This window comes from Peribacillus saganii (genome assembly GCF_003429095.1).
GTDB classification, from domain to species: Bacteria; Bacillota; Bacilli; order Bacillales; family DSM-1321; genus Peribacillus; species Peribacillus saganii.
The window spans coordinates 19,313-27,229 of sequence record NZ_QVTE01000050.1; the positions used below are offsets into that span (position 1 = coordinate 19,313).

8 protein-coding genes are annotated in these 7,917 nt (G+C 41.4%); 1 reads left to right on the plus strand and 7 read right to left on the minus strand.

What is annotated here, in order from left to right; all coding sequences use genetic code 11:
• Positions 1-198: 198 nt before the first annotated feature.
• From D0469_RS16875 to D0469_RS16885, 3 genes are all read right to left on the minus strand, one after another.
• Positions 199-2,094, minus strand: a complete 1,896-nt coding sequence (locus tag D0469_RS16875; RefSeq protein WP_117327894.1) for an LTA synthase family protein — start codon at positions 2,092-2,094, stop codon at positions 199-201.
• Between the two features lie 324 nt (positions 2,095-2,418).
• Complete coding sequence (locus D0469_RS16880; protein WP_117327895.1) at positions 2,419-3,372, minus strand: ROK family glucokinase; 954 nt, start codon at positions 3,370-3,372, stop codon at positions 2,419-2,421.
• A 24-nt stretch (positions 3,373-3,396) separates the two neighbouring features.
• Complete coding sequence (locus D0469_RS16885; RefSeq protein ID WP_117327896.1) at positions 3,397-3,600, minus strand: YqgQ family protein; 204 nt, start codon at positions 3,598-3,600, stop codon at positions 3,397-3,399.
• A gap of 254 nt (positions 3,601-3,854) precedes the next feature.
• Here D0469_RS16885 and D0469_RS16890 point away from each other — a divergent pair, with 254 nt between their 5' ends.
• Positions 3,855-4,718, plus strand: coding sequence for a hypothetical protein (locus tag D0469_RS16890; protein WP_117327897.1), 864 nt, complete (start codon positions 3,855-3,857; stop codon positions 4,716-4,718).
• Here the strand turns inward: D0469_RS16890 and D0469_RS21190 are convergent.
• The 4 genes from D0469_RS21190 to D0469_RS16905 all read right to left on the minus strand — a co-directional run bounded on the left by D0469_RS21190 (position 4,715) and on the right by D0469_RS16905 (position 7,742).
• Complete coding sequence (locus D0469_RS21190) at positions 4,715-5,071, minus strand: tetratricopeptide repeat protein (protein ID WP_158553537.1); 357 nt, start codon at positions 5,069-5,071, stop codon at positions 4,715-4,717. The two genes, D0469_RS16890 and D0469_RS21190, sit on opposite strands and share 4 nt — an antisense overlap.
• Positions 5,029-6,297 carry a rhomboid family intramembrane serine protease gene (locus D0469_RS22030; protein ID WP_325048971.1) on the minus strand — a complete coding sequence of 423 codons (1,269 nt, stop codon included), beginning with the start codon at positions 6,295-6,297 and terminating at the stop codon, positions 5,029-5,031. Before D0469_RS22030 ends, D0469_RS21190 begins: the two co-directional genes overlap by 43 nt.
• 143 nt (positions 6,298-6,440) lie before the next feature.
• Entirely contained in the window at positions 6,441-6,620 is a 180-nt protein-coding gene (locus D0469_RS16900) for a hypothetical protein (RefSeq protein ID WP_117327898.1), read from the minus strand.
• Positions 6,621-6,788: 168 nt separating this feature from the next.
• On the minus strand, positions 6,789-7,742 hold the full coding sequence (locus D0469_RS16905) for an L-lactate dehydrogenase (protein ID WP_117327899.1): 954 nt from the start codon (positions 7,740-7,742) through the stop codon (positions 6,789-6,791).
• Between the last annotated feature and the right edge of the window lie 175 nt (positions 7,743-7,917).

A 7,917-nucleotide genomic window follows, 5' to 3' on the forward strand; every position in this document is an offset into this window, starting at 1 on the left:
ATTTATTATTATAAAGCAAAAAATCGTCCATTTGAGTAAGAAGAAATATTTATTTTGTTTAATTTGAAAATAAAGAGAGCCGATTAGGCAATACCCAGGATGTATCCATACTCCTCTGTGAACTCCATCCAGTTATCCATCATTATATTGTTTTTAGGCTTACAAAAAACCTGCCATCATGGACGGCAGGTTTTTGAACTATTTAGTAATCACGGCTGGAGATTTCTTTTTATCATTGGATGTATCGTTGTCATAAAAACGGAGCAGATCTCCATAGATAATTTTGTCTGAATACTCGAGCTCCTGTTTTGCTTTTTCCAAATAAGGTTCGCAAGCAACGTCTTCAACCTGCTCTCCAGTTGTTTTTTCATAACAGGTATCTCTTGTATAAACATAATCCTTCGTAATAAAACTGCCGTCCCTTAATACTGTGAAGTCCATCTTCTCATCGGAGAATAAGTCTGCACCAAATTCGATATTGTCCTTCGTATCAACACCTAGAAGGTGAAGAAGTGTTGGTTTTAGATCAATTTGTCCGGAAACCTTTGAAATGGTTTTTCCTTCCTGTCCAGGAACATGAACAATTAATGGAACACGTTGAAGCTGAGTGGATTCAAATGGCGTGATTTCCTTGCCCAAAAATTCGCCCATTGCTGCATTGTGGTTCTCCGAAATACCGTAATGGTCACCATAAATTACAATCACTGAATCTTCATACAAACCCTTTTCCTTTAAGTCATTAATAAAGTGTTCAAGCGCTTCATCTGTGTAGCGGACTGTTGGAAAGTAGCGGTTCAATGTCTTGGAATCTGATGTAAATTCATCAATGGACCTGTCCTCCTCAGCAAGGGTAAAAGGAAAGTGGTTTGTCAGCGTGATAAATTTCGCATAAAATGGCTGAGGCATTTCTGTTAAGTGCTGAAGTGACTGATCAAAAAAGTCTTTATCCTTCATACCCCAATTTACCGAGTTTTCCTCTGTCACATTAAAGTCATTAATGTCATAAAATCGCTGATAGCCCAAAGACTTGTACATTATATCACGATTCCAGAAGCTTTTATTATTGGCGTGGAGCACTGATGTAAAATACCCCTGTCCTCCCAGAATCTCCGGTAAAGCTTTATATTCGTTTTGGGAGTGGGTAAAAAATACAGCGCCTCGTCCTAGCGGGTATAATGAATTTTCCAGCAGGAATTCGGAATCCGAAGTTTTGCCCTGTCCTGTTTGATGGTAAAAATTATCAAAATAGTAGCTTTCCTTAATGAACTTATTAAGGAAAGGTGTAATTTCCTGACCGTTTATCCTTTGATTGATGACAAAGTTTTGCGTTGATTCCATGGAAACCACAATTAAGTTTTTGCCCTTTGCAGCCCCAAACAATTCATCATTGGGCGTTTTATAATTGGCCCTTACATAGTTTTCAATATCCGCTAACTCACTGCCGTCCGCCATTGCGCGCTGAGCAGACGATTTGGACTGCAGAAACACATCATATAGATGATAGTTATAGGTGCCAATATTTTTTACGAGTATCTCCCTGTCAAAGGTTCTTGTTAATAGCTGTGGCCGTTCTGTTTCTGCAAGCCCGATATTTAGAAAAGCAATGGCAATTGAAATAAGGAAGTAGGCTCTTCGGTCCAATTTGCCTGAGCTGGTGAATGCAATGAAGTTCGGCTTAATTTTCAAAAGAATCGCGAGCAGAACGATGTCTGCAAAATAAAAAAGGTCCGTTACGGATACCAATTCGGTAACGCTGCCCCCCAGGTCGCTCATGTTACTGGTCTGGAACAGCACCGGTATGGTTAAGAAGTCGTTAAAAAACCTGTAAAACACAAGATTGGCAAACAAAATCGCCGTAACGATGAAGCTGGAGATAAGGACATAGCGGTTTTGGTTCTTCTCCTTTATAAAAAGGCTGATTCCAAGGATGAACAAAATAAAGCTCAATGGATTGATAAACAGGATAAACTCCTGTGTCCAGTTTTCAATATCAATATCAAAGCTAGTCTTATAGGCGATATAGGTTTTAATCCATAGGAAGAGTGTCGCCAGCAATAAAAACGGCACACTTTTCAAAGTGAAAAATCTCCTCATTCGGCTTCCTCCCCTGTAAGCTTTTCTGAAAATCAATTTTATATGAGTCAGTTATCAGCAGGTATTAATATCCATACGTGTGAAAGTAAACGCAGAAAAAAACACTATTTAATCTTAATATTAATTTTACCAAAAAGCAAATTGCCATTCATATTAGTTCGATAGAATGGTAATTTCAATGTTATTCTAATACCCACTCCATTAGACGGATGAAACCGAAATAAGTTTCATTATCAATCAAATTCAGAATATTTATACAATAAATAAGGAGCTTACGGACAGCGGCAAGCTCCTAATGTTAGGAAAATTGTATTTTCAGATGAATTACTCAGTAAATGTACTCTTTACAAGCCATGCAGCGCCAATAACCCCTGCATCATTGCCTAGTGTAGCAATATCAAGCTCTGTAGATTTTGCAACCCTTGGGAACGCAAATTTCTCAAATTGCTTCCTGACCGGTTTCAACAGCGTTTCTCCAGCCTTGGAAACTCCCCCTCCTATTACAATTTTTTCGGGATTCAGTACATTGGCCAAATTAGCAAGAGCTACCCCGAGAAGCTGGGCGACCTGATCAATAACCGCTTGGCTTAATTTGTCACCCTTAGCCGCAGAATCAAAAATGTCCTTTGATGTAAAGCTTTCAGGCAGTATAGTTGTCCCCTCAAAACTCTTAAGCGCTTCATTCATCAGTCGAACTATTCCCGTAGCTGATGCAATGGTTTCCAAACAGCCAGTTTTTCCGCAATTGCATGGGTAGCCATTATCAATTACAGACGTAATGTGTCCAATCTCTCCAGCAGCTCCCGAGATGCCCTGGACCAGTTCTCCATTAGCAATAACACCGCCGCCAACACCTGTTCCAAGAGTGACGCACACCAAATCCTTTGCCCCATTTCCAGCACCTTTCCACATTTCACCCAATGCGGCAATATTGGCATCATTTTCAACAACTGCAGGCAGAGATGTCTCAACTTCCAGAAGGTCCTTCAAAGGATAGTTTTTCCACCCCAGATTTACTGCTTCGTAAATCATGCCAGTTGAGCCGTTTACAGGGCCGGGAGCTCCCATACCAATTCCAAGCAATTTGGACTTCGTTTGCCCTAAATCCTCAAGCTTGCTGTCTATTGCTTTGGCAATATCAGTCGTAATATTTTTTCCATTGTTACTGATATCAGTGGGTATTTCCCATTTATGCTGAATTTCTCCATACACGCTGATAAAAGCAAGTTTTGTTGTAGTCCCGCCTAAATCTACACCCATTAACCATTTTTCCATTATCCATACCCACCTTTTTTAGAGCAGTTATCTGCGCTTTTCTTTTTCAATCTGTATTTGCTGCCGCAATAGCAGCATTGCCATCTGGAAATCCTTTGTTTCAATTAACTGGGAACTATATAATTCCCTTACTTCAGCTTCCATTAACTCAAGGTCTGCAATCCGGTCCCCTACATAAATGATCGTCCCGAACCGTTTCAGGAATTGCTGTACGTCATAAATCGTTTTCATATGTTCCCTCATTACATTGTTATTTATCTGTCGCCTATAGGCTTTTGTGGACATTATTGGAAAAGCTGTCCAGGATGGCAGCCCATTATATCAATACAAAATTATATAGGAAGGAATTTGAACCGACAAGCTAAAGTAACCGTAAAGTTCCCATTGAAATTTACGTTTTCTAGGCCATACAATGGCTGTTTTTTCATACTTGTCCTTTTGCCGGCATATATTTTAGCTTAAATGAAAGAGCCGGAGGAATTCAAATGAATAAAAAGCACATTTCGACAATGATTCTTGCTGCTCTTACAATTTGGATCATTGTCTATTACAGTACTGCGAAACAAGCTGAAGAAACGATTATTTTTTTTCCGCTCGATAGCAATGCGTTCTTTGAGTCAGCAAATACCACACTTTTGGCAAGAGATAAGAGTCCCAACAAGTTCACAGTCAGCTGGAAGGCATCGTCCAAATTAAATCAAAAGGCTTATTTGCGCCAGGATGTGTCGCTGCTTTACGCCAACGGCAGGCTTGCCGGTATTTTAAAGAACTGGAAGCAGCATACTGATCAGCTTGAGCAAAAAGGCGAATCAGCGGTGACAGACAGCAGCTTGTTCCAGGCAATCACTTTCCATTATGCCGAGCTTCAGCAGAAGCCTGACACCTATTCAAGCGCTCAGGAAATGAGCGCTAGCACATTATATGTTGTGCAATCTGCTTATTCAAAATTACAGCATTTCCAGCGGCCACTTACTAAGGAGCAAAAGGAGTGGAAACAAACACTTGATATGGCTGGCGCCGCGGTCTCCAGAAGCGCATGGGAACTGGCGATGAACAAATTCTCAATAAATCCGGATGAATATAAAATTCTGCCGTTGACAGAGCTGGCGGCTAGGAAGGAGGAATTGCTGGGTGCTTATCCTAAACAAAAACAAGAAGAAATTATTGGAAAACTGTGGGAAGGGCTCTATAAAAATTATGTACTGGGAATAAAAAAAGAGGATGGCTCCGCCGTTGATCCGACAGGAAGTACCATCCCCCTCCTTCTGGTTTCAATACCAAAGGGCGAGCTGCTAGTAATAATTACGTCTGCTGACGGAACACCTGCACTTCTGCGTCAGAGGCTTTAGCTAAATTCGTCTATCTTATCAAGAAGTTCTAAGAATACCTTTTCATCTGGATTAAGCTGTACCGCTTTGCTGGCATGCTCTTTGGCAGCTTCTGCGTTTTGGAGGCTGATGTAAACAAGTGCAAGCTGATAATGGGCCTGATGGAATACTGGATTTTGCTTGATTGATTCCAATAAAGCGGCTTCGGCTTCCGGCAAGCTGCCTTTTGTCAGCTGTACTGTTCCCAGAATAAAATATGTTTCCGGCCCAGCCTGACCGTTTTTAACAGAATCGGTCAATACTTCAACAGCTTTTTCTTCCTTCCCCTCTTTTATATATGAACTGGCAATGGCAGCAATCGTTTGATCATACACTCATATGGTTTTGCTGCCAGTTCATCAAAACCCCATTGCAGCAGGAAATAAGTCAATGCGGCCGCGATCACGAGAAAAATTATTTGGTTTCCATATAACTTTTTTCCAGGCAGACCAACTGCACCGGAAGCCAGGAATCCTCCGATTAAACCGCCAATATGACCAGCATTATCTATTCCCGGCATGGAGAACCCAAACGCGAGATTTATTATAATTAAAACAATTATATTTACTCCCATCGTCCGAAAAAAAATTTTACGATGATTCAATCCAAAATACAGCAGGGCTCCAAAACAGCCAAAAATGGCTCCGCTTGCGCCCGCGGAAATATTCGGGCTAAACAAAAAGCTGCCAACGGTACCCGCAAAACCGGCAAAAAGGTAGATCAAAATAAAGCGGGTGTTTCCATAAATGCGCTCAACATCCGCCCCAAGATAATAAAGGGCCAGAGTATTCATTAATAAATGAAGAACCCCAATATGCAAGACTATAGGGGCAAAGAACCGCCACCACTCTCCCTGCAGGATATATGGGGTATACTTGGCGCCAAATTCTATGAGAGTATTAGTATTTTTGCTGCCGCCATTCATTTCAAGCAAAAGGAACATCAAGATTTGCACACCAATAAAAATGTACGTAAAAAACGGCTTACTGTGCTGAAAAACCTTTTGATCTTGTTTTGCCCGTTTAATGGTGGAAGAAATCACCGAATGTTTTATATATTCTATTTGCCCCTCGTCCAAACTTTCATTCGCTGGAAGTTCGAGCACTAGCTGTTTTTGAAGCAGTGAACTTAGCTCCTCTTTATTTTCTTCGAATTTAGAAGTCTCCAACAGGAGTGTCCGGATTTCCAGTTTACGGTTTTCTGTCGGCCGATTTAAATAGTGATTATATTCATCGACCGGTGAAAATTGTGAAACATAAATATTAAGTATGCTCAGAGATGATTTATACAATTCTTTTCTGATCCGCTCAGCATTCATCAGGGTCCTGTCCATATCCCGATTCAGCCAGTTTCCCCAATCAAGATCGTATCTCATAAGCCTAATAACCGGAAAGTGTTTCTCTGATCCGTTTTCGAGCCAAATTTCCTGCTGGTCATCGGACAGGGTAATCATCCGGTATTCATAAGTATCAGATAACTGCTTTGCTAAAGTCCAAAACAGGTAGTCTTCTCTATATCCCAAGTCCTTCCCTACTTTCCGGTTATCCTTTTTCTGATTCATTATTCATTCAAGTTACACTATAGACGAAAAGATATAAAAATAAAAGGAAAAGGGAGCATACAGTTACCTGTACACTCCCTCATGCAGCAGTAGGCCTATAGGCCTGATGAAAGGGACTCAAATAACAATCGCCTGCAGGGATGCTACGGCCTGAACATACTCTGCATCATTTTATCACGAAGGAGCGGAACATTGAGTGACCGTGAAACAACAAATTTTCTAAGCATGCTGTTGCCGAGGACCATATTCATAAGACGATACCTATACCTTATCGCAGCCGCTGATGCCCCGACAATTACAATTAACCTCCATAACATACGCATGGCCTATTCCTCCCGCTTAGCGGTTCTGCTAAAACAGAACTCGCTGATTCACCAGTCAAATGGCATGTGACTCCCCGATCACAATTAGCTGGGGATTAACGCAACTCCCTGGATCAGGTGTCTCCTATAGTTTGGATTACCGTGCAAAATTTATCCCGGATGACAGTCTTACGTTAAACGGTCTAGGACAGGTTTTGTTGTGCTCTTCAAAACAGCGGCGGACTGTGTGAATTGTTCCTGTTCAGTTTCGTTTAAATTTAGCTCCAGTACTTCACGGATGCCGTTTCGGTTTACAATAGCAGGAACACCGATATAAACATCTTCATTGCCGTATTCCCCGTTTAGGTATGCGGAAACTGTGAGAATAGAGTTTTCATCATGGAGGATCGCTTTTGTAATTCGAATAAGGCCCATTGCGATACCATAAAATGTCGCTCCCTTCCGCTGAATGATATGGTAAGCAGCATCCCGTACATTTTTATAAATGTTATTCAGGTCGTCTTTGCTGCAGGTTCCGCCATTAATGAAATCCTGGATATGCTTTCCGCCAATATCCGCATGGCTCCAAACGGGCAGTTCAGTATCTCCATGCTCGCCAATGATATAAGCATGAACATTTCGCGGGTCGACTTGAAAATATTCTCCCAATAGAAAACGGAAGCGGGCAGTGTCCAGAATTGTCCCTGAACCAATGACCTGTTCCTTCGGCAGTCCGGAAAATTTCCAGGTGGCGTATGTAAGAATGTCCACCGGATTGGTGGCAACAAGGAAAATCCCATCAAAACCTGCATTCATTATCTGGCCTACAATGCCCTTGAAAATATTCATGTTCTTCTCAACAAGATCGAGCCTTGTTTCCCCCGGTTTTTGGTTCGCTCCCGCTGTTAAAACGACCAGGTCCGCGTCCTTGCAGTCTGAATACTCGCCGAACCAAATTTTTGTAGGAGAAGGTGCAAAAGGTAATCCATGGTTAAGATCCATGGCATCTCCCTCAGACTTTTCTTTATTCAGGTCAAGAAGCACCAGTTCCTCGGTGATCCCTTGATTTAAAAGTGCAAAAGCATAGCTGCTTCCTACAAATCCTGTACCGACTACTACTACCCGATTTACATTTTTACTCATAAATTCAACCACCTTTCCATCTTAATGATATTACTGTTCTGTATAATGATCCCGTTATTTTGGCATTTACAAAAAAGTGATGGGTGCATAAAATCCAGCCCGTATTACCTTTTCTCTAAAAGGAAATAAAGGTTCTCCGTCAAATGTTGGGGTGATGACGATATGTCGTCACCCT